20 protein-coding genes and 1 riboswitch are annotated in these 21,423 nt (G+C 44.9%); of the genes, 2 read left to right on the top strand and 18 right to left on the bottom strand.

Annotated elements, in window-relative coordinates; genetic code table 11:
- Positions 1–123: 123 nt before the first annotated feature.
- From H8Z79_RS00990 to H8Z79_RS00910, 17 genes are all read right to left on the bottom strand, one after another.
- Complete coding sequence (locus H8Z79_RS00990; RefSeq protein ID WP_015541917.1) at positions 124–444, bottom strand: AzlD domain-containing protein; 321 nt, start codon at positions 442–444, stop codon at positions 124–126.
- A 1-nt stretch (position 445) separates the two neighbouring features.
- The gene (locus H8Z79_RS00985; RefSeq protein ID WP_015541916.1) at positions 446–1,156 is read right to left on the bottom strand and encodes an AzlC family ABC transporter permease; all 711 of its coding nucleotides are present in this window, start codon (positions 1,154–1,156) and stop codon (positions 446–448) included.
- Positions 1,157–1,163: 7 nt separating this feature from the next.
- A complete protein-coding gene (locus H8Z79_RS00980; protein WP_118039348.1) occupies positions 1,164–1,583 on the bottom strand; it encodes an amino acid-binding protein in 420 nt (139 codons plus the stop codon).
- 219 nt (positions 1,584–1,802) lie between these two features.
- Positions 1,803–4,178, bottom strand: a complete 2,376-nt coding sequence (locus tag H8Z79_RS00975; RefSeq protein WP_015541914.1) for a ribonucleoside triphosphate reductase — start codon at positions 4,176–4,178, stop codon at positions 1,803–1,805.
- A gap of 195 nt (positions 4,179–4,373) precedes the next feature.
- Positions 4,374–5,627 carry a GTPase HflX gene (hflX, locus tag H8Z79_RS00970; protein WP_118039347.1) on the bottom strand — a complete coding sequence of 418 codons (1,254 nt, stop codon included), beginning with the start codon at positions 5,625–5,627 and terminating at the stop codon, positions 4,374–4,376.
- A gap of 2 nt (positions 5,628–5,629) precedes the next feature.
- Positions 5,630–6,685 (bottom strand): tetratricopeptide repeat protein, encoded by a 1,056-nt coding sequence (locus H8Z79_RS00965; RefSeq protein ID WP_225876895.1) that lies wholly within the window; start codon positions 6,683–6,685, stop codon positions 5,630–5,632.
- 9 nt (positions 6,686–6,694) lie between these two features.
- Entirely contained in the window at positions 6,695–8,041 is a 1,347-nt protein-coding gene (gene glmM, locus H8Z79_RS00960) for a phosphoglucosamine mutase (protein ID WP_187002657.1), read from the bottom strand.
- Positions 8,042–8,083: 42 nt separating this feature from the next.
- Positions 8,084–9,001, bottom strand: a complete 918-nt coding sequence (locus H8Z79_RS00955) for a nucleotidyltransferase family protein (RefSeq protein ID WP_117942523.1) — start codon at positions 8,999–9,001, stop codon at positions 8,084–8,086.
- A gap of 68 nt (positions 9,002–9,069) precedes the next feature.
- Positions 9,070–10,146 (bottom strand): peptide chain release factor 1, encoded by a 1,077-nt coding sequence (gene prfA / locus H8Z79_RS00950; protein WP_117942522.1) that lies wholly within the window; start codon positions 10,144–10,146, stop codon positions 9,070–9,072.
- 16 nt (positions 10,147–10,162) lie between these two features.
- Positions 10,163–11,035, bottom strand: a complete 873-nt coding sequence (prmC, locus tag H8Z79_RS00945; RefSeq protein WP_117942521.1) for a peptide chain release factor N(5)-glutamine methyltransferase — start codon at positions 11,033–11,035, stop codon at positions 10,163–10,165.
- On the bottom strand, positions 11,022–12,020 hold the full coding sequence (locus H8Z79_RS00940; RefSeq protein WP_015541907.1) for a DUF1385 domain-containing protein: 999 nt from the start codon (positions 12,018–12,020) through the stop codon (positions 11,022–11,024). The genes prmC and H8Z79_RS00940 overlap by 14 nt, the downstream gene beginning before the upstream one ends.
- Positions 12,021–12,127: 107 nt before the next feature.
- On the bottom strand, positions 12,128–12,331 hold the full coding sequence (gene rpmE / locus H8Z79_RS00935) for a 50S ribosomal protein L31 (protein ID WP_015541906.1): 204 nt from the start codon (positions 12,329–12,331) through the stop codon (positions 12,128–12,130).
- A 109-nt stretch (positions 12,332–12,440) separates the two neighbouring features.
- A complete protein-coding gene (gene rho, locus H8Z79_RS00930; protein ID WP_015541905.1) occupies positions 12,441–13,874 on the bottom strand; it encodes a transcription termination factor Rho in 1,434 nt (477 codons plus the stop codon).
- Positions 13,875–14,116: 242 nt separating this feature from the next.
- A complete protein-coding gene (locus H8Z79_RS00925; RefSeq protein WP_015541904.1) occupies positions 14,117–14,617 on the bottom strand; it encodes a COG2426 family protein in 501 nt (166 codons plus the stop codon).
- Positions 14,605–15,681 (bottom strand): histidinol-phosphate transaminase, encoded by a 1,077-nt coding sequence (hisC, locus tag H8Z79_RS00920; RefSeq protein ID WP_118039346.1) that lies wholly within the window; start codon positions 15,679–15,681, stop codon positions 14,605–14,607. The genes H8Z79_RS00925 and hisC overlap by 13 nt, the downstream gene beginning before the upstream one ends.
- A 27-nt stretch (positions 15,682–15,708) precedes the next feature.
- Positions 15,709–16,881, bottom strand: a complete 1,173-nt coding sequence (locus tag H8Z79_RS00915; protein WP_015541902.1) for an NAD(P)-dependent malic enzyme — start codon at positions 16,879–16,881, stop codon at positions 15,709–15,711.
- A gap of 1 nt (position 16,882) precedes the next feature.
- On the bottom strand, positions 16,883–17,614 hold the full coding sequence (locus tag H8Z79_RS00910; protein ID WP_118039345.1) for a FadR/GntR family transcriptional regulator: 732 nt from the start codon (positions 17,612–17,614) through the stop codon (positions 16,883–16,885).
- Between the two features lie 229 nt (positions 17,615–17,843).
- Between H8Z79_RS00910 and H8Z79_RS00905 the strand changes: the two genes are divergently transcribed.
- Positions 17,844–18,401 (top strand): hypothetical protein, encoded by a 558-nt coding sequence (locus tag H8Z79_RS00905; protein WP_118039344.1) that lies wholly within the window; start codon positions 17,844–17,846, stop codon positions 18,399–18,401.
- A 26-nt stretch (positions 18,402–18,427) separates the two neighbouring features.
- On the opposite strand, the gene H8Z79_RS00900 is transcribed toward H8Z79_RS00905, so the two are convergent.
- On the bottom strand, positions 18,428–19,831 hold the full coding sequence (locus H8Z79_RS00900) for an alanine/glycine:cation symporter family protein (RefSeq protein ID WP_118039343.1): 1,404 nt from the start codon (positions 19,829–19,831) through the stop codon (positions 18,428–18,430).
- Positions 19,832–20,112: 281 nt separating this feature from the next.
- A riboswitch (TPP riboswitch) is annotated at positions 20,113–20,221 on the top strand.
- A gap of 96 nt (positions 20,222–20,317) precedes the next feature.
- Here H8Z79_RS00900 and H8Z79_RS00895 point away from each other — a divergent pair.
- Positions 20,318–20,992: an energy-coupled thiamine transporter ThiT gene (locus H8Z79_RS00895; protein ID WP_015541898.1), complete on the top strand. Its 675-nt coding sequence runs from the start codon at positions 20,318–20,320 to the stop codon at positions 20,990–20,992.
- Positions 20,993–21,423 lie beyond the last annotated feature (431 nt).

The raw sequence follows: 21,423 nt of genomic DNA, 5'->3' as shown, positions 1-21,423 counted from the left end.
GTCCGAACTAACTATTTTCGAAAAAGAGGTACATTTTTTCGTACATAAACATTACGGAGTAATTTCTTATAACGTAAAAATCCGGCTCTGCCAGAAGCAAAGCCGGAAAGTATTTCATATTATTTACATTAAAAATCCCATGATCCTCTCTACCACAAACACCGCTGCACACGCAAACAATGCAACCGTAAGAAGGCTCTTTTCACGATAGGCTGCAATCAGCGCCACGATCAGTCCTGCGGCACCGGAAATAATGCCGCCTGCTGTTGCGGTAAGGATCGCCGGAAATGTCATCGCCGCAAGACAGGCATACGGCACATAATATAAGAAAGATTTTACATAAGAACTGGTGATCTCCTTCTTAAAAAGTACAAGCGGAAGCATACGTATCAGGTAAGTCACACCTGCCATCACCAGAATATAGATATATACATTCGGTTTCATATCAGTCTGCCTCCCCCTTTTCTTCGATCGGACAGAAGTATGCTGCAATTCCTGCCACAAGTACGGTTGTGATAATAATCACAAAACCGGTTGATACTTTATTCAGTACAGGCACAGTCGCAAATAAAGTACTTACTGCCATAGCTCCGATCACAACACCAAGCACGGCACGGTTCTTCTTTGCCGGTGGAATGATAACTGCAAGGAACATACCATAGATTGCGACGCTCAGTGCGCTGACCATAAAATCCGGAAGCAGATTTCCCGATACGGCACCGGCAAGAGTTCCGAGTGTCCATCCTGGAATTGCCACACACATCACACCATAATTATACCATGGACTGATTCTTCCCTCCTGACTTGCACTGACACCAAAGATCTCGTCAGTCACACCAAAGGCAACTGTCAGACGGTGACCGTTTGACACACCCTTTTCCAGTTTCTGTGAAAGTGAAAAAGACATCAGACAGTACCGAAGATTGATGACCAGCTGAGTCAGTGCCATCTCCCATAGGGAACCACTGGCAGCAATGATCCCGATACCCGCAAACTGACCTGCCGATGTCAGATTGGTAAGAGAGATCAGTACCGCCTGCAATGCACTTAAGCCCGCCTGTATTGCCATAATACCAAACGTAAAAGAGACTGCAAAATACCCAAGTCCGATCGGTATTCCATCTTTCAGTCCCTTCTGAAAAGCGGATTTATTCATGACGGTTTCAGCCCTCCAGAGAATTTAATACGCGGAATCCATTATTGCTCAGCACATTTTCAGTTACAAATACATCGTCTGTCTGAAGGATCATGATCGGAAGACTGTTTCCTCTATGATAGGATGTATAAATATAATCCAGATTTACATTACAGTTGCCAAGTACCTGCAGTACCGTGTTCAGTCCGCCGACTTCATCCTTGAGATCTACGGCAATAACTTCTGTCACACGGTTCATATATCCGTTCTCTGTGAGGATTTTTTCTGCCTCGTCTGCCTGGTTTGTCACCATACGGAAAAGCGCAAATTCCGGCGCATCAAAGCATGCGAATCCATAAATATCGATTCCCGCCTCTGCCAGAAGATCGGTTACTTTCTGAAGACTTCCTGCTTTATTTTCAATAAATACGATGTTCTGTTTAATCATTATTCTCTCTCCTCGTCCCTCGCATAAAAATTAGTCTATATTGCATAATATACCAATGAATATCATTATACTCACGTTTTTTCTAAATGTAAACCTTTGCAGAAACATTACGGAGTAATTTCCTGTAACGTAAAAAGGTCCCCGTGAAGCACTCTTGCCTCACGAGGATCTTTATTCTTTCATTAAGTATTATTTCCTTATGCTTATCCACACAGCGGATCAGGCATCCAGCTCTTCATCCACATATTTCTGGATATTGGATGCATTTACATATTTCTTAAGGTGTTCACCATCGGTAATAACCAGCGTCGGTGCCTGCATGATTCCAAACTGGCGTGCCATATCAGGATTTTTCTCTGCATCGATGATCTCGAGGTCTTCGCCTTCCAGCATCTTCTTTGCCATGCGGCAGTTCGGACAGGTACTTGTAGTAAACAGGTATTTATGCGTTTCCAGCGGCTCGATCTTTACATCATCGTCAGTCAGTGTCACCATACTTGTATGAACTTTCTTAAGTTTGGAATGAAGCACATCATATAATGTACGGTTCTTGTATTCCTGTGCCTTCCCGTCGTTCCAGTTCTGTACCGGACGGTAATATCCTGTGATACGACTGTAAACTTCTGCTTTCTTGCCGCATTTCGGGCAGGTAAAATGCTCACCGCTTAAATAACCATGCTCCTTACATACAGAGTAGGTCGGAGAAATCGTATAATACGGAAGCTTGTAGTTCTCTGCGATCTTACGTACAAGAGATGCCGCAGCTTTCCAGTCCGGAAGTTTCTCACCGAGGAATGCATGGAATACAGTACCGGACGTATACAGTGTCTGAAGCTCATCCTGAATATCCAGTGCATCAAAGATATCGGAGCTGAATTCCACCGGAAGATGGGAGCTGTTGGTGTAATACGGAGTATCACCCTTGCTTCCTGCGGTACGGATATCCGGCCAGCGTTTACGGTCATGTTTGGCAAGGCGGTATGCAGTGGACTCTGCCGGAGTTGCCTCCAGATTGAACAGCTCACCCGGATATTCTTCCTGATAATCAGAAAGACGGTTACGCATATGTGTCAGTACTTCTTTTGTGAATTTCTGCGTACGTTCATCACTCATATCACAGCCAAGCCATGCGGCATTCAGTCCGGCTTCATTCATTCCGATCAGGCCGATAGTTGAAAAATGATTGTCAAAACTTCCCAGATAACGTTTGGTGTACGGATAAAGTCCCTCGTTCAGGAGTTTCGTGATGACCTCTCTCTTGATGTGAAGGGATCTCGCAGAAATATCCATCAGACGATCCAGTCTGCGGTAAAACTCTTCCGGAGTCTTTGACTGATATGCGATACGCGGCATGTTGATCGTTACGACACCAACGGAACCTGTGCTCTCTCCGGAACCGAAGAATCCACCGCTCTTTTTACGCAGTTCACGAAGATCAAGACGGAGACGGCAGCACATGCTGCGGATGTCGCTCGGTTTCATATCGCTGTTGATATAGTTGGAAAAATACGGTGTTCCGTATTTCGCAGTCATTTCAAATAACAGACGGTTATTCTCTGTATCGGACCAGTCAAATTCTTTTGTGATGGAGTAGGTTGGAATCGGATACTGGAATCCACGTCCGTTGGCATCACCTTCGATCATGGTTTCGATAAATGCCTTATTAACCATATCCATTTCTTTCTTACAGTCCTTGTACTTGAAATCCATATCCCTGCCGCCAACGATTGCCGGAAGCTCTGCAAGGTCATCCGGAACCGTCCAGTCCAGAGTAATGTTGGAAAATGGTGCCTGTGTACCCCATCGGCTCGGTGTATTGACTCCATAGATAAATGATTCAATGCATTTCTTTACTTCATGATAGCTTAAGTTGTCCACCTTAACAAATGGTGCCAGATAAGTATCAAAAGAAGAAAATGCCTGTGCACCGGCCCATTCATTCTGCATGATGCCGAGGAAATTGACCATCTGATTACACAGTACACTCAGATGCTTCGCCGGTGCGGAAGTGATCTTGCCCTCGATACCGCCAAGGCCTTCTTTGATCAGCTGTTTCAGAGACCATCCTGCGCAGTATCCGGTCAGCATGGACAGATCATGAATATGGATATCGGCATTTCTGTGCGCATCTGCGATCTCATTGTCATAAATCTCGGAAAGCCAGTAATTTGCAGTTACGGCACCGGAATTGCTTAAGATCAGTCCACCGACAGAATAGGTTACGGTGGAATTTTCTTTTACACGCCAGTCTTCAACCTTTACGTAGCTGTCTACAATCTCCTTGTAATCAAGAATCGTAGATTTCATATTGCGGATCTTTTCTCTCTGCTTGCGGTAAAGGATATAAGCCTTCGCCACATCACTGTAGCCTGCCTGGATCAGAACATTCTCCACACTGTCCTGAATATCCTCCACGGTCACCTTGCCATCAGTAATCTTATTCTGAAAATCTGCGGTCACACGGAGTGCCATCAGATCGATCATATCCTTGCTGTAAACTTTCTCTTTGGCGTCGAATGCTTTATCAATCGCTGCAGTGATTTTTGACATCTGAAATTCCGCGATTTCACCATCACGCTTAACTACCTGAAACATACTTAAATCAAACCTCCCTCTACTGCTGCATCTGTATCTATTTACGACCACATGTTCCCATGTGATTTATGCGCTGTAGGCCTATTGTAGCAAACTCTTCCCGTTTCGTCAATATACAAAAACACCATATATTGTGTTATTTTATCTTTTCCACAACTATATGGTGTTATCCAAAAAACTTTTTTATTTGTATTTTCAGTGACTTTCAGGGAGCACGGAAACGAAGATTTCCGCAGGAACACGGGCTTTTACGGCGATTCCGTCGGCTGTATATTCCTCCGAAAGAAGGCTTCCGTATTCACGGATCAGCTGAATTTTTCCTGCCTCTTTATAAGAAAATAATTCTTCCAGATAAATCTGACTTTCAGCAAGAATTTTTGCGAGAACGTCTTTTAATTCTTCCAGACCTTCGCCGGAACGGGCAGAACATTTTACAGTATAATCTGCCTGAAGATCCCGGATCCGGACATCTTTTACCTTATCCTGCTTATTCAGAAGAGTGATAATCTTCTTTCCGGTTGCACCAAGTTCACGAAGAGTCTCGTATACCGTGTGCATCTGAAGCTCAGCCTGCGGATTTGACGCATCTACGACGTGAATAATATAGTCAGCATACTTTGCCTCCTCCAGCGTGCTTTTAAAGGCTTCTACGAGGTGATGCGGAAGCTTCCGGATAAATCCGACGGTGTCAGTCAGAAGTATCTGCTGCCCATCTTTTAATTCCAGTACTCTTGTCGTCGGATCAAGTGTCGCAAATAACTTGTCTTCTGCGAGGATTCCGGCTCCGGTCAATGTATTTAAAAGCGTGGACTTTCCCGCATTGGTATAGCCGACAATCGCTGCCGTCTTCAGATTTCCGCGGCTTCTTTTGCCACGGATCAGTTCCCTGTGCTTCTCAACCTGAAATAACTCGGCTTTCAGTGCTGAAATTCTGGTTCGGATCAGACGTCGGTCTGTCTCCAACTTTTTCTCACCCGGACCTCGCGTGCCGATTCCGCCGCCAAGTCTGGACAGAGATTCACGTAAACCTACAAGACGCGCTGCACGGTAACGGAGCTGTGCAAGCTCGACCTGAATCTTTCCCTCACTGCTCACTGCACGCGCCGCAAATATATCAAGGATCAGAAGTGTACGGTCCATTACTTTGCAGTCCAGTTCACGCTCAAGGTTATTGAGCTGTGCCGGTGATAGTTCATCATCACAGATCACGCCATTTGCGTCATATGCCTGAATAAGTGCCGCAATTTCTTCAATCTTACCTTTGCCGATGTAAGTTCCGGGGTGGACAGCCTCACGATTCTGGATCACTTTTGCCACGGTTACTGCACCGGCGGTCTCCGCCAGTTCTTCCAGTTCGTCAAGAGACGCAGCGACATCTTCATCTTCACTGGTCTGTACGCCGATCAGAATGACCCGTTCCTCAACATCATTAAACTCATAAAACCGCATACTCAGCCTCCGTTTCTCGACTGAAGGAAAATAAGCTCTTTGGATGCGTTTTCATCATCCGGAAACATTTTAAGATATTCCTGTATCTTACTTAATGCCGTAGCAAAATCCAGTTTTTTCTCATAGACCACAACTTCATTGTACAGAAGATCCTGCATCTCCTCTGTCGAAGCATCCGCAAGACCATTTGTAATATCTGTCAGCGCATTGTCGTAATTGCCTTCATCGATATCACAGAGCGCAAGACCGTTGTAGCCTTTTGCTGAAGAACTTCCCTCCGTCTCAATATACTGCTGGTACATGGCCCGTGCATTGGCAGTATCTCCCTGCGCTTTATAAACCATACCGAGAAGCAGGATTCCCTCGGTACTCTTTTTGTTGACTGCTTCTGTCAGCTCTTTCTTTGCATTGCTGTAATCCTGCATATAGTAATAAGCTTTTCCGCGGTCGCAGTAATCGTCTGCAGTTTTGGCCTCTGTCTTTAATGCAGTTTCCAGATAACGTGTACCGTCTGCCTCCATGTCTTTTTCAATATATGCCTCGTAGATCTCGATTGCCATCTCATAGGACGTATCGGCATTGTACGCATCAGTAAAATTAGAGGATGCCTCATCGTAAGAATCCATGGCAAGTGCCACACAACCAGTCAGATAATACGTATCTGCATCCATCGTGTAATCTTCTGCGATGGTCTGGCAGTCTGCCATTGCAGCATCAAAAAGCTCTGATTTCAGCTCTGCGGTCGCACGGTAAGCAAGCATGTCCTTTTTTAATGTTTTGCCCGCCTTTTCATCATTCAGCCCACTGGTAAGGTAGTCGATCGCATCCTGATAATTACCAAGATGAAGGCATGCAATACCCGCTCCGCGATACGACTGCGCACTTTTATATCCGGCAGTAATTGAAGACTTGTAACCTTCCAGCGCATAGTCATAACTTCCCTGCTCAAGGTCTGCCACAGCCTGATCGTAAGTCTTCCTGTCCTTCCCTCCGCAGCCGGTCAGCATCAACATGCAGAGACCGGCTGTTCCCATTGTTATAATTCTTTTTTTATTCATCAATATCCTTTATTCTACAACAAGTCCTTCTTCTTCCATGACACGTACTACGTTATTTACGTGCTCTGCACAGATTTCTTCTGTTCCGGCTTCTACCATGACACGGATCAGCGGCTCTGTACCACTCTCTCTTACAAGAATATGTCCTTCTGTACTCAGTGCTCTTGCAGCTGCCTCTACTGCTTCGACAACCTTCGGGTTTTCTCTTGCAGTCTTCTTATCAGCTACACGCACGTTGCGCAGGATCTGCGGATATACTTTCATCTCTTTTGCAAGATCACAGAGAGTTGCCTTCTGCTCTACGCAGGCTTCCATGATCATAAGAGAAGTCAGGATTCCGTCACCGGTAGCTGCATAACGGCTGAAAATAATGTGTCCGGACTGCTCACCACCGATGCTGTAGTTGTTTTCGAGCATATTTTCAGCCACGTATTTGTCACCTACAGCAGTCTGCTCATAGTTGATATCTTCACTCTCAAATGCTTTATAAAGTCCCATGTTGGACATAACGGTCGTAACAACAGTATTGCCGTTTAATTTGCCCTGAGATTTCAGGAATTTACCACATACATACAGAATCTTGTCGCCGTCAATGATATTTCCCTTATGGTCTACGGCGATACAGCGGTCTGCATCTCCATCATAGGCAAAACCGACATCCAGACCATTCTCAACCACATATTTCTGCAGTACTTCGATATGTGTGGAACCACAGCCACGGTTGATGTTGGTTCCGTCCGGCTCATTGTTGATCACATAAGTTTTTGCACGGAGTGCGTCAAATACACTCTTTGCGATTGCAGAAGAACTTCCGTTTGAGCAGTCCAGTCCGACTTTGATGTTTTTGAAGTCACGGCACGGGATAGAGATCAGGTAACCGATATAACGGTTACGTCCGGAAGCAAAGTCTACAGTACGTCCGATATCTTCGCGTGTTGCATATGGAAGATCTTCAATCTTACCATCCAGATATGCCTCGATTCTTGCCTCTACTTCTGCTTCGATCTTCTGTCCGTTGCCGTTCAGAAGCTTGATTCCATTATCGTAAAATGGATTATGGCTTGCAGAGATCATAATTCCACAGTCAAAATCCTCTGTGCGGACTGCATAGGAAACGCTCGGTGTTGTCGTTACGTGAAGCAGATACGCGTCTGCTCCGGAAGCAGTCAGACCGGCAACCAACGCATATTCAAACATATAACTGCTGCGTCTGGTGTCTTTGCCGATTACAATTTTGGCTTTGTGTTCACGACCATAATACCAGCCAACATATCTGCCGACTTTGAAAGCATGATCTACTGTTAACTGTATATTTGCTTCCCCACGAAAACCATCTGTTCCAAAATATTTGCCCATTATTTTCCTCCTTATCCGCGCATATCTAATGCGTTGTCCTGCTTATTTGTAAAGATCAGCCGGATAAACTCCTTTTTTGACCAGTTCAGCAAAAGCCTCTGTCACAGAAGCCTTGTCTTCCTGATAAGTTACACCGAACCAGGTGTCCCTGCTCTCCAGTACATCGACAGTTGCTGCTCCCTTCTGGATCAGCTCGTCGATCATAACCGGAAGAAGGTATTCTTTCTTAATATCTTCTGGCTTCAGATCCTCAAGAAATTCAACAAAACCTTTTTCCAGTGTATCCATAAATGCCGGAGTAAGTCCCCACATATTCATGGAAACCAGGCTCTTAACATCCAGTTTCTCTACTGTACCGTCATCGCTGCGTGTTTCAGCGCCTTCAGCAGTCTTAAAGATATTATGTGTCTCTGTAACACCTGTCAGTGCACCATTTTCGATGTGGCACACACCACGTGTAACACTTCCGTTATCACTCAGTGTGTTTCCAAGGCGGAATCCTGCCATACAGATATGGATTTTATCATCCTGCGGCTGTTCCTGTACCAGATATTCATGTACTTTTACATATGCTTCCTTTCCATAGTAATCGTCTGCATTGATTACAACAAAAGGCTCATCCAGCACTTCCCGTGCGGCAAGGACTGCCTGGCCGGTTCCCCATGGTTTGGTACGGTCTGCCGGTTTGCTGAATCCATCCGGAAGATTCTCAAGTGACTGGAATGCATATTCTACTTCTGTGATCTTTTCGATTCTTTCTCCGATGACACGGCGGAATTCTTCTTCCAGATCCTTACGGATAATAAAGACAACTTTATTAAATCCTGCCTCCAGCGCGTCATGAATGGAATAATCCATAATGATCTCACCATTCGGTCCTACCGGTGCAAGCTGCTTGATGCCCTTTCCGAAGCGACTTCCGATTCCTGCTGCCATGATTACCAATGCTGTTTTTTTCATGTAAATTCCCTCCTGTTACATAGTGTAAATATTTTCCCACATCATTTACACATACATATTACATTCTTTTACTGTTCTTCATTTAAAGTACTGAGTTTTGCTGCCTGATCCGCTGCAATCAGACTGTCGAGTATCTCATCCAGATCTCCGCCGAGAATCGCATCCAGACGGTGCAGTGTCAGTTTGATACGATGATCCGTCACACGACCCTGCGGAAAATTGTAGGTACGGATCTTCTCAGAGCGGTCTCCGGTACCGATCTGGCTTCTTCTCGCTTCTGCCTCTGCATCATGCTGCTTCGCAAGTTCCATCTCATACAGACGGGAACGCAGAACTTTCAGCGCCTTATCCTTATTTTTAAGCTGTGATTTTTCATCCTGACAGGAAATTACGATTCCTGTCGGGATATGTGTCAGACGTACCGCAGAATCTGTGGTGTTGACACACTGTCCACCGTTTCCTGATGCACGGAACACATCGAATTTGCAGTCATTCATATCCAGATGGAAGTCAATCTCCTCTGCCTCCGGCATGATTGCAACGGTGCAGGTGGATGTATGGATACGTCCGCCGGATTCTGTCTCCGGAACTCTCTGTACACGGTGCACACCACTCTCATATTTCAGTCTGGAATATGCGCCCTGCCCCTGGATCATAAAGGTAACTTCTTTAAATCCACCGATGCCGTTCTCATTGAGGCTCATCATCTCTGTCTTCCAGCGACGTGATTCTGCATATTTGACATACATACGGTAAATCTCCGCTGCAAACAGGGCTGCCTCATCTCCGCCGGCACCTGCACGGATCTCAACAATAACGTTCTTGCTGTCATTCGGGTCTTTCGGAAGAAGAAGAATCTTTAATTCTTTTTCCAGTTCTTCCACACGTTTTTTTGCATCAGAAAGTTCTTCTTTCAGCATTTCACGCATTTCTTCATCCTTTTCTTCTTCCAGCATCGATAAGCTGTCCTGAATGGTTTCTTTATTTTCTTTGTATTCTTTATAGGTATCTACAATAGGCTGCAGTTCGCTCTGTTCTTTCATCAGCTTCTGAAAACGCTCCTGATTGTCAGTCACTCCCGGTTCACCAAGCTCATTCAGAACTTCCTCAAAACGAACAAGCAGATCCTCTAATTTATCAAACATCCTGTTCCTCCTGTATTTACTTTTTCTGTCCGATCACAACTCTGTCCAGTCCTGCCAGATCCTGTATCACTTCTACATTGATAAAATTATCTGTCTTCATGATTTTCGAAACGGACTCTCCCTGATCACAGCCGATCTCATACATCAGCCAGCCGCCCGCTCGCAGATATTTCCCTGCCTGTGCGGTGATCTCTCTGTAAAAAAACAGTCCGTCCTCTTTCCCGTCCAGCGCAAGCACCGGATCATGGGAACGCACCTCCTCCATAAGCCCCGGAATTTCTCCCGACGGGATATAGGGCGGATTCGAGATAAGCATATCATATTCTGTGACTGTATTTCCACTGTTTTTCTTAAAATAGCCACCGGAAAACAGATCACTCTGCACAAATTCTGCACGATCTTCAAGCTGCAGGTGTACTCTGTTCTGCTTTGCAACAGCAAGTGCCCCCTCCGATATATCCACACCGGTTCCCACTGCATCCGGTCTCTCCATCAGAAAACTTAGTAAAATACAGCCTGATCCGGTGCACATGTCAAGAATCTTTGGCGCACGGCATTCCTTCAAATGAGTAAGTGCCGTTTCAACCAGTACTTCCGTATCCTGTCTTGGCACAAGCACACGCTCATCTACGCAGAATTCATATCCCATAAAATAAGCCCTGCCGGTAATATGCTGCAATGGAATATGCTGTGCACGTTTGGCACACATCTCCAGATAACGTGATTCTGTCTTTTTATCCAGCATTTCATCCATATGTGCATAATACCAGGCACGGTTGATATCTGCCGCATACTCCAGAAGAAGCCAGGCGTCCAACCCGGCTTCTTCGATCGCGGCCGCATCCAGAAGATGTATTCCATCCTCCAGTACCTTTTTATATGTCCGCATGTTCTTCTCCATTATTTTCTTCCGGGTCAACCCAGTCGAATTCTCTTTTCAGGTAATCTTTCCAGTCAAAAACCGCTTCAACTGCCTTAATTGCTACTTCAACCATATCGGCAGTCGGTTCTTTCGTTGTCAGCTTCTGCATTGCAAGACCCGGTTTGCTCATCATGTCTGCAAATTTCGTGTCGGTTCTGCCGGCCCACTGGATGATCTCAAAGGAAATACCGGATACGACCGGCACCATCAGAAGACGTCCGAAAAGACGCACCCAGTAAACCGGAACAAGTACAAACACAAAATGAAGGCAGATACTTACCAGCATGACCAGAAACAGAAAGCTTGTACCGCAGCGTTTGTGCTGTCTGGAACTTGCCATAACGTTTTCGACCGTAAGCGGAAGTCCGTGTTCCACACAGTTGATACACTTATGCTCTGCTCCATGATACATAAAAGTTCTCTGGATATCCTTCATTCTGGAGATCAGGAACATATACCCAAGGAAAAGCGCAAGCTTCACAAATGCTTCGGCAACCGTCACTCCGAATTCGGATGCTCCGATCCTGCGGAGAAGACTCGCCAGTGCATATGGCAGCAACATAAATGCAGCTATGGAAAATATGATTGAAATTGCCACTGTTATGTAAAGAAGCCACTGAAACTGCTTCGCTTCTTTGGCTTTCTTTGCGGAAAGTTCTTCTTCGGAAAGTGCTGCATTTTTTGCTGCTTCTTTCTCGTCCTCCTCATCTCCTGCAATCTCTGCAGAATACATCAGGCATTTCGTACCGACAACCAGACCGTCCACAAAACTCACCACACCGCGGATGATCGGCCATTTCAGAAATCCTGCTTTACCGAAGGTACATTTATAGTCTTCTACTTTTATTTCTATTTCTTTATCAGGGCGGCGCACTGCAACAGCATATTTGTCCTTATGCCGCATCATGATGCCTTCCATTACCGCCTGACCGCCGATATTCGATGGTTTCATATATCACTCCATAAAAATATATTATATTGCATACTTTGCCAGAAAAGCAAAGACAGGCTGAGATTTCCCCAACCTCAACCTGTCTCTTGTTTCGTTATCTTGTCTGATTATTTGTTTAAGCCGTATTTCTTGTTGAACTTATCAATACGTCCGCGAGCCTGAGCTGCTTTCTGCTGTCCTGTGTAGAATGGATGACATTTAGAGCAGATTTCTACATGGATATCTTTCTTAGTAGATCCTGTTACGAATGTGTTTCCGCAGTTGCAGGTTACAGTTGCCTGATAGTAGTTCGGATGGATTCCTTCACGCATGATTTTCACCTCTCTATAATTCTTCTATTTTCTATTCGTATTAATTTGACGAATTTACTATTTCGCAGCTTTCTGATTATAACATACTGAAATTGCAAATGCAAGCTGTTTATAAAAATTTCTGTTTTTTTGCCGTCTGTATAAATTCAGCATTGTTTTTGGTACGTGAAAACATGTTCAGAATCTGTTCTACTGCATCTTCTGCCTTGAGGCTGTTGAGTGCACGGCGCATGTTGTACACAACCTCCTGCTCGTCCTTTGTCAGGAGCAGATCTTCACGTCTCGTTCCGGATTTCTGGATATCGATTGCCGGAAAAACTCTCTTTTCCTGTAATTTACGATCAAGTACAAGTTCCATGTTACCGGTTCCCTTGAATTCCTCGTAGATAACATCGTCCATCTTGCTTCCGGTATCGACAAGTGCTGTCGCAAGGATTGTCAGACTTCCGCCTTCTCTCATGTTACGGGCTGCACCGAAAAATCTCTTCGGCATATGAAGCGCTGCCGGATCAAGACCACCGGACAAAGTCCTTCCGCTCGGTGTCACGCAGAGATTGTATGCTCTGGCAAGTCTGGTGATAGAATCAAGAAGGATTGTTACCTCCTGCTTATGCTCTACCAGACGGCGCGCACGCTCAACTACCATCTCAGAAACACGTCTGTGATGCTCCGGAAGCTCATCAAATGTAGAATAAATAACTTCAACATTATCCCCCTGGATTTCTTCCTTGATATCGGTAACCTCCTCCGGACGTTCATCAATCAGCAGAATAATCAGGTGCATGGACGGGTTGTTTTTAAGGAGTGACTTCGCAACATCTTTTAAAAGCGTAGTCTTACCTGCTTTTGGCGGAGATACGATCATTCCTCGCTGGCCCTTACCGATCGGGCTTAACAGATCCATGATACGCATTGCAACTGTACCGCCCGGGCGCTCCATACGCAGACGCTCATTCGGGAAAATCGGAGTCATATCTTCGAAATTATATCTCCTCTGACCCTCACTCGGAGGGAAACCATTGATAGAGTTTACATAAAGAAGTGCACTGAACTTCTCACCCTGCGTCTTGATGCGGATACTTCCCTGTACGATGTCTCCTGTCTTTAAGTTAAAACGTCTGATCTGGGATGGAGATACATAAATGTCATTCTCACCCGGCAGATAATTGGCACAGCGGATAAATCCATAACCATCCGGAAGTACTTCCAGAATGCCGTTTGCCTTCTCGCCACTGTCAAGCTGGGCTGTCTCCGCCGGATTTTTGTGGGTATACTCTGTACGTTCCTGATAATTCTTTCTTTCTGATGTATCATAAGAAGCACGCGATTCCCGGACACGGTTTTCTTCTTTGGCGGGCTCTTCCTGTCTGTATTCTGTATTCTTAGCTTCAGCACTGCCTGAAGATGCCTTTTCTTTTTCGTCTTCTTCGAGCATGCGCTCTATCAGTTCCGGCTTTCTCAAAGTAGAAATTCCCTTTAATCCTCTTGCCTTTGCAAGATCTTTTAATGTAGCAAGGGACAACGATTCATATTTTTCTCTCATATAAAAATCCTCTCAGTCTTTTCAAGGCCTATTTATTTGATACCAGTTATTCAGGAATATCTGTCTGACTCGACATGAATTTCAGAATGCCAAAAGAAAACTCTGAGAGAGCTTTCTTTTGGATACTTAAGAATATTTTATCACAACTTGAAACTTCTGTCCAGCAGATAGAGTATGTCTCGGGATTTTGCCATATTCATGGCAAAACACCTCGCGGAATATTACGTGTAAACAGTAATACTTTAGTGGAGCAGATTACCTACGATTCCATAAGAAACCACATACATGATCACGGTCGCCATGATCAGCCCACAGAAGATCGCAACAGATGACTTCTTGATATCGACTTCCAGAAGGGATGCGATCAGAGAACCTGTCCATGCACCGGTTCCCGGAAGCGGCACTCCCACAAACAAAAGTAAACCCAGAAATTCATATCGTTTGATCTGGTCACTCTTTCCCATGGCACGTTTTTCCAGTCTTTCGATCAGTCCGCGGAAAATCTTTGTTTTTTTCATCAGTTTGAAAATCTGACGGATAAAAAGCAGGATAAACGGAATCGGGATAATATTTCCAATAATACAGATCGGAATGGCTTTTGCTGCGGATACTTTCAGAAGTGATGCCGCCAGAAGCCCTCCTCGAAGCTCCAGAATCGGGATCATGGAAATGATAAATATGACCATCTCCCTTGAAATGTGCTGTGACAGGTTATCCGTAAACCAATGAACTAAAACTTCCATAAATTCTCCTTTTTGAAATACTCTTTTACGAAATCAAGGAAAGTCTGCATTTCTTTTCTTGTTCCGATTGTAATGCGCAGGTGGTTATCTGTTCTTCCACCCGGAAAATAACGTACATAAATATGCTGTTCGCGCAATGCCTGAAACAGCTGTTTGGCAGGACAGTTCGCATGAGAAACAAAAATGAAGTTGGCTTTGGAATCTTCAAAAGAAAAGCCAAGTCTTTTCAGCTCCTGCTTTGTCCATTCTCTTGTCTCTATGATTTTATCACAGGTCTTGTGAAAATATGCCTGATCTTTGATTGCCGCCACACCTGCTTCAATCGATGTGCGGTTCATCGTATAAGAGTTGAACGAATATTTCACATCATTCAGGTAAGCAATCAGTTTCGGACTTCCCATTGCAAATCCGATACGCATGCCTGCCATGGATCTTGATTTGGAAAATGTCTGAACGACCAGCAGATTCTCGTATTTATCGATCAGGGAAAGTGCTGATTCTGTACCAAAATCTACATATGCCTCATCTACGATCACGATCACATCCCGATTATGAGAAATAATTTCTTCTATCTCATCAAGCGGCAGGGACACACCGGTCGGTGCATTCGGATTTGGAAAAATGATGCCGCCGTTTTCGCGGAAATAATCTTCTTTCTTTATATGGAAGTGTTCGTCCAGTTCCGGCCGTTCATACGGAATCTGAAACAGATCAGCCCATACATCATAGAAAGAATACGTAATGTCCGGAAAGAGGATTGGTTTTTCACTGTTAAAAAATGTCAGAAAGCTCATTGCAAGCACATCGTCTGATCCAACGCCGACAAACACCTGCTCATCTGAAAGACCATATTCACCTGCGATTGCATGAACCAGATCCTTTGCGACGGGATCCGGATAAAGCCTCAGTGCATCTGTTTCAATATTTTTAAGCGTCTCTGCTACCCCCGGTGCCGGTGGATACGGGTTTTCATTTGTATTTAATTTGATCATATCCTGCTGATTCGGCTGCTCCCCCGGTGTATACGGAACTACCCTGCGGATATTTTTTTCCCAGTTGTTCATTCTAAAGTCTGTCCCTTCTTTATTAAATCAGATGCGTGCAACACCCGTTCTTCCGGCAGCCTCTGCAACAGCTTTAGCTACTGCCGGTCCGACACGCTTGTCAAAAGCCTTCGGAATGATGTTGTCCGCACTCAGCTCTTCATCACTGATCAGTGCCGCAATTGCTTTTGATGCGGCAATCTTCATCTCTTCATTGATATCACTTGCCCGCACATCAAATGCACCACGGAATACACCCGGAAATACCAGTACGTTATTGATCTGGTTCGGGAAATCAGAACGTCCGGTTGCCACAACCTTCGCGCCGCCTTTTTTTGCTTCATCCGGCATGATTTCCGGTGTCGGGTTTGCCATTGCAAATACGATTGCATCATCTGCCATCGTGCTTACCATCTCCGAAGTTACGATATTCGGTGCAGATACACCGACAAAAATATCTCTGCCTTTCATGGCAGTCTTCAAATCGCCGTGCAGACGCTCTTTGTTTGTGATCTCTGCCATTTCTTTCTGTGCCGGATTCATCCATTCTTCACCCGGTGCAAGAATACCATTACGGTCAACAAGAACCACATCACCGATTCCAAGTTCAAGAAGCAGACGACAGATAGAAATACCGGCGGAACCAGCTCCGTTGATTACAACCTTTGCCTCGGAAAACTCTTTATGTACATAACGAAGTGCATTAGTAAGACCGGCAGCCACGACGATTGCAGTTCCGTGCTGGTCATCATGGAATACCGGAATGTCACATTTTTCTTTCAGTTTCTTTTCGATTTCAAAACATCTCGGAGCAGAAATATCTTCGAGGTTGATACCTCCAAAAGATCCGGAGATCAGATAGATTGTATTAACGATCTCATCAACATCATTGCTCTTGATACACAGAGGAAAAGCATCAACATCACCAAATGCTTTAAAGAGTGCGCATTTACCTTCCATGACCGGCATTCCGGCTTCCGGTCCGATGTTGCCGAGTCCGAGGATCGCGGAACCATCTGTAACAACCAGACACAAATTCCACCTTCTGGTAAGTTCATAGGATTTATTAATATCTTTCTGGATTTCCAGACACGGCTGTGCTACACCCGGTGTATAAGCCAGCGAAAGATCTTCTTTGTTTTCTGCCGGTACACGTGTAACGACTTCGATCTTACCCTTCCATTCTTTGTGTAATCTCAGTGATTCTTTTGCGTAATCCATTTTATTTTTCTCCTGTATATCCCTGCGATTTATTTTGCTGCATTTCATCTATGCATTTCTCAATTGTGTCCATGTGTTCCGACATGCAAAGCTCTGCCAGCTTGTCATCATTATTTATGATAGCTTCCACAAGTCTGTGATGCTGTTCATCAATTTCAGCGGCCGACTTGTTTTTCCGCATGATATATTCCCGCGTTCCTGAAATAATATTATCGGTAAGCTGGTCCGCTGCTGCAAGCACACTGTAGATCATCGGATTATCTGCAATCTTCGCAATCTTTGTATGTAATTCTTTATCCAGCTCACCCCGACGAATCTCATCTTCCGTAGAATCTATCTGTGTCAGGATTCTGAGAAGTTCCGCAGCGTCAAGTGGTGTGCATTTCCTTGCCGCAAGAATTGCCATTTCTCTCTCCAGTGCTGCACGGAGCTGCTGATTCTGTCTGAAATAACTGTTATTCAGCTTAAACAGAATTGATAACGGCCCGATCAGCCAGCTGTCAAGATCATCCGCTATATAATTGCCACCGCCCGGTACCGGTTTGATGATTCCAAGTAACTCCAGCGCCCTGAGCGCCTCACGTACTGCCGGTCGAGACACTCCCATCGTCTCTGCCATCGTTCGTTCTGCCGGAAGTGCATCTCCCGCTTTCAGACGCCCGCTCTGAATATTGTCTGTAATCTGATTCAATATTCCGTTAAACGTCCGCTCATCTCCGATTTCTTTAAACATATCCCCACCTCCTGCATTCTCTACTAATATATCATTTCCGGCAGTTGTCGGCAAGTCTTCCATCGTGTTCCAACTGGATTCTTTTACGGTTGCTGTTCACTCCGTTCACAATAACCTCTTATGTACATTTTGTGTTTTATTTCTAAACTTTTTCTATATTATATTGACAAGTTGAAAAAAGAACGCATAATGGAAGTAGACATTATTTTTAAGTAAGGGAGATTATCTTATGAAAAAAAGAAACATTTTGCTCTTTTCAGCAATTGCTGCCGCATCGATCACTATGGCAGGCTGCGGTTTCTCCGCAGAGGATCCTGCTGACAGCCAGGCTGTAACCATAACTCCAGAAGCAGAAGTCACCGCTACACCGGCTCCTACAGCCACACCGGCTCCTACAGCTACACCGGCCCCGACCGTAACCCCTGCCGCTTCTGCTGATGGCGCTGCTGCAGGCACAACAGCCGCTGACGGAACTACAACCGATGGAACTGCATCCGATGGAACCACTTCTGCAGACGGCACTTCCACTACTGACGCTTCCACGGGAACTGACACCGGTTCTGATTCAAGTGCATCCGGCGCAGGCGCATCCTCAGGAGATGCTTCTTCCGCTGTTGGAAATTCTTTCACTTCCTTTATGGATACATACGGTTCCCCGATTGAATATGAGCCGGCATATGATGCAAACGGCAACGAAGTAGGTGGTGTTTATTCCTACAACAACTTCTCCGTTACAACAGACTTCACATCCGGAAGCGAAGTTGTAACCGCAGTTGATTATTATTGATTTTAACCTCAAAAACCCCTCACTCATTACTGAGTGGGGGATTCTTTTTTCTTTGCTTTTTCGTATTCTTTCAGTTCTTTTAGAGCTTTCTCACCCTGCGGATAAAGAATGATGATATTAAAGACCGTCATCAGTCCGATTCCGACATCACCCAGATCCCACACAAATGTATAAGCCGCAAGACCACCGATAAACAGCATCACAAGCGCAAGTATTTTGTACGCAGTCTGTGAAGCCAAGTTATCTCCGAAAAGATATGCAACATTGCTTCTCGCATAAAAAAGGATGCCCAGAAACGTCGAAAAACTGAACAAAAACAGCGTCGCCGCAATAAAGATCACACCAAAACGGCCAAGATGATGTTCCATTGCTGTCTGCAGAAGATCCATTCCGGAAAGTCCGGTAACTTTATCTTCCGGCGCAAGCAGCATGATAAATGCTGTACAGCTGCAGATCACGATCGTATCCACAAATACTCCGAGTGCCTGTACCAGTCCGGCTTTGACCGGCTGGTCACATTCTGCCGCTGCTGCCGCACACGGAGCAGATCCGGAACCTGCTTCATTCGAAAACAGTCCACGTTTGATTCCATTCATAAGGACTGCGCCAAAACCACCCGCTGCTGCCTGTCGAAGTCCAAACGCTTCCTCGAAGATCCTTGCAAAAACCCCCGGCAGACTTCCGATATTCATCACAATGATCAGAATCGTGATTGCAAAATAACATACCGCCATAACCGGCACTACCATATCCAGGATCTTAACTGTCGCATCTTTACGAAGCACGATCACAGCAGCCACAGCAACAAGTACTACCGTCGTATAGATCGGCGGAATTGAAAATGCATTTTTTAAAGAAGAAACAACAGAATTGCTGATCACCTGACTGATACCGCACCAGCAGATCAGACCGGAGATTGCAAACAACACGGAAATCACTACTTTGTTTCTCTTTTTCTTCTGTTTTTCTTCTACATATGCATGAATATAATATGCCGGACCGCCTCGGTAACCACCGTACAATGGGTCTTTTTCTTTGTATAGCTGTGCCAGCGTCGCTTCAATAAAAGCCGTCGACGAACCGATAATTGCCGTCACCCACATCCAGAAGACCGCACCGGCGCCGCCTGCTGAAATCGCCGCAACAACGCCGACCAGATTTCCCATACCGACACGGGTTGCCGTCGAAACGATCAGTGTCTGAAATGAAGACAGACTGTTTTTGTCTTGTTTCTTCTCAACCAGTGCCTGCACCATATCCGGAAACAGGCGAATCGGCAGAAAACGCGTCCGAACCGTAAAATAAATTCCTGTAGGAATCAGTAATATAATCAGAAGCGAAATCCCCAGAGTGCTGCCGCCCGGCAGTGGAATCTGCACCAGATCTCCCCACAGAAAACTATATACTTTCTCTATCAAATTAACGATCATACTTTAAACCCTCTTCCATTTCTCACAACATCCGGGATACATGCTGCTCACGTCGTCTACAACAGCCTGATTCCCGGACAGATACCATAATAGTATAGCTCATAGTAGCCTATAAACACAAGCACTTTTAGAGTTTAAAGTCAAAAATATTAAATGATCTGATCTTCTACCTTACAGCACCGAATCCGATTGATTTGCCAGATTACTTGACGGTTCTGATATATTTGTTTATAATAAGTTTATCTGATGGATTTTTATTCAGATACTTTTAATTACATACGGATTGATAACAGGGGAGCTTGTACAACAGGCTGAGAGGAAGTTTACAACTTCGACCCATAACCTGATTTGGATAATGCCAGCGTAGGGATGCGTTAGATGAGATTCAAAAAAATGTATTCGGACCAGATTACTGCAAGTATAACCGGTCAGTGACATTTCATGATCTCCTTTGTTTTCAATCGAAGACGAGGGAGGTCTTATTTTATGTTTAACTTTATGGTTACAAGCGAAGGTGGCCTGACAACAGCCGGATATGCCATCGCGATCATCGCAGGAATTGTTTTGTTTCTGGCTGCGATCTGCTTTGCAGGCAAGCACTCTGAAAAGCACAAACTTACCACCAGACAACTTGTATTTTGTGCTGTAGCAATGGCGCTTGCTTTTGTCACTTCTTATCTGAAGATTTTTACTCTGCCATGGGGCGGAAGTGTTACTCTGTGCAGCATGCTCTTCATCGTGCTGGTTGCTAACTGGTACGGTGTTGGAACTGGTATTACAGTCGGACTTGCTTATGGAATCCTGCAGTTTATCCAGGAACCATATGTGCTTTCCTTCTTCCAGGTCTGCTGTGATTACATTCTTGCATTCGCCGCACTTGGTGTTGCAGGATTTTTTGCAAAACAGAGCCATGGACTGCTTAAGGGATACATTGTAGCAGTTATCGCAAGAGGTGCATTTCACGCACTTGGCGGATATCTGTACTGGATGAGCTACATGCCGGATAACTTCCCGAAATCACTGACTGCGATCTACCCGATCGTATATAACTACAGCTATCTGCTTGCTGAGGGAATTATCACTGTGATCGTGATTTCTATTCCGGCGGTTTCCAAAGCATTGGCACAGGTCAAGAAAGCGGCACTGGGTACTTCCCTGTAACCCGTCAATGTATATTGATATTTCTCTTCTCAGATTTGCTTCACTGAGACCCGTTTTATATTGAATTCAAGAATGCCGAAGCATTCTTGTTGCGAGAGGTGGGAGCCATTTCACATCTGATATATGGAAGAGTCAACGGAACGACCTTTGTATCCGACATTATGCATTGGAATACAAGAAAACTACAAGGAAACTTTACGCCAGTCCCCTTGCACCCTCTGGGCATAAAACATAAGTAATTCTTGGTTCATCAAATATGAATTGTATAGAAAGATAGCGGGATCCTTCTTCTGTCGTATGAAGAAGATTTCCCGCTATTCTTTCATTCTATGGGTTCGGTTGACTCTAACACAAACTTTGACAATTTTGACCATCTAATTTCAAAGCTTGTATTGACTCTCATTTAGGCAAATGTAATCCAAACCATCCAT

Source organism: Blautia intestinalis (assembly GCF_014297355.1).
Taxonomy (GTDB): Bacteria; Bacillota; Clostridia; order Lachnospirales; family Lachnospiraceae; genus Blautia_A; species Blautia_A intestinalis.
The sequence above is the reverse complement of the archived record's forward strand: the minus strand, read 5'-3'. Positions and strand labels throughout refer to the sequence as shown.

Coding starts and splice junctions, on each gene's coding strand:
- H8Z79_RS00990 (WP_015541917.1), bottom strand. CDS start 444: ATGAAACCGAATGTATATATCTATATTCTGGTGATGGCAGGTGTGACT.
- H8Z79_RS00985 (WP_015541916.1), bottom strand. CDS start 1,156: ATGAATAAATCCGCTTTTCAGAAGGGACTGAAAGATGGAATACCGATC.
- H8Z79_RS00980 (WP_118039348.1), bottom strand. CDS start 1,583: ATGATTAAACAGAACATCGTATTTATTGAAAATAAAGCAGGAAGTCTT.
- H8Z79_RS00975 (WP_015541914.1), bottom strand. CDS start 4,178: ATGTTTCAGGTAGTTAAGCGTGATGGTGAAATCGCGGAATTTCAGATG.
- hflX (WP_118039347.1), bottom strand. CDS start 5,627: ATGCGGTTTTATGAGTTTAATGATGTTGAGGAACGGGTCATTCTGATC.
- H8Z79_RS00965 (WP_225876895.1), bottom strand. CDS start 6,685: ATGAATAAAAAAAGAATTATAACAATGGGAACAGCCGGTCTCTGCATG.
- glmM (WP_187002657.1), bottom strand. CDS start 8,041: ATGGGCAAATATTTTGGAACAGATGGTTTTCGTGGGGAAGCAAATATA.
- H8Z79_RS00955 (WP_117942523.1), bottom strand. CDS start 9,001: ATGAAAAAAACAGCATTGGTAATCATGGCAGCAGGAATCGGAAGTCGC.
- prfA (WP_117942522.1), bottom strand. CDS start 10,146: ATGTTTGATAAATTAGAGGATCTGCTTGTTCGTTTTGAGGAAGTTCTG.
- prmC (WP_117942521.1), bottom strand. CDS start 11,035: ATGCGGACATATAAAAAGGTACTGGAGGATGGAATACATCTTCTGGAT.
- H8Z79_RS00940 (WP_015541907.1), bottom strand. CDS start 12,020: ATGAAACCATCGAATATCGGCGGTCAGGCGGTAATGGAAGGCATCATG.
- rpmE (WP_015541906.1), bottom strand. CDS start 12,331: ATGCGTGAAGGAATCCATCCGAACTACTATCAGGCAACTGTAACCTGC.
- rho (WP_015541905.1), bottom strand. CDS start 13,874: ATGAGAGAAAAATATGAATCGTTGTCCCTTGCTACATTAAAAGATCTT.
- H8Z79_RS00925 (WP_015541904.1), bottom strand. CDS start 14,617: ATGGAAGTTTTAGTTCATTGGTTTACGGATAACCTGTCACAGCACATT.
- hisC (WP_118039346.1), bottom strand. CDS start 15,681: ATGAACAACTGGGAAAAAAATATCCGCAGGGTAGTTCCGTATACACCG.
- H8Z79_RS00915 (WP_015541902.1), bottom strand. CDS start 16,881: ATGGATTACGCAAAAGAATCACTGAGATTACACAAAGAATGGAAGGGT.
- H8Z79_RS00910 (WP_118039345.1), bottom strand. CDS start 17,614: ATGTTTAAAGAAATCGGAGATGAGCGGACGTTTAACGGAATATTGAAT.
- H8Z79_RS00905 (WP_118039344.1), top strand. CDS start 17,844: ATGAAAAAAAGAAACATTTTGCTCTTTTCAGCAATTGCTGCCGCATCG.
- H8Z79_RS00900 (WP_118039343.1), bottom strand. CDS start 19,831: ATGATCGTTAATTTGATAGAGAAAGTATATAGTTTTCTGTGGGGAGAT.
- H8Z79_RS00895 (WP_015541898.1), top strand. CDS start 20,318: ATGTTTAACTTTATGGTTACAAGCGAAGGTGGCCTGACAACAGCCGGA.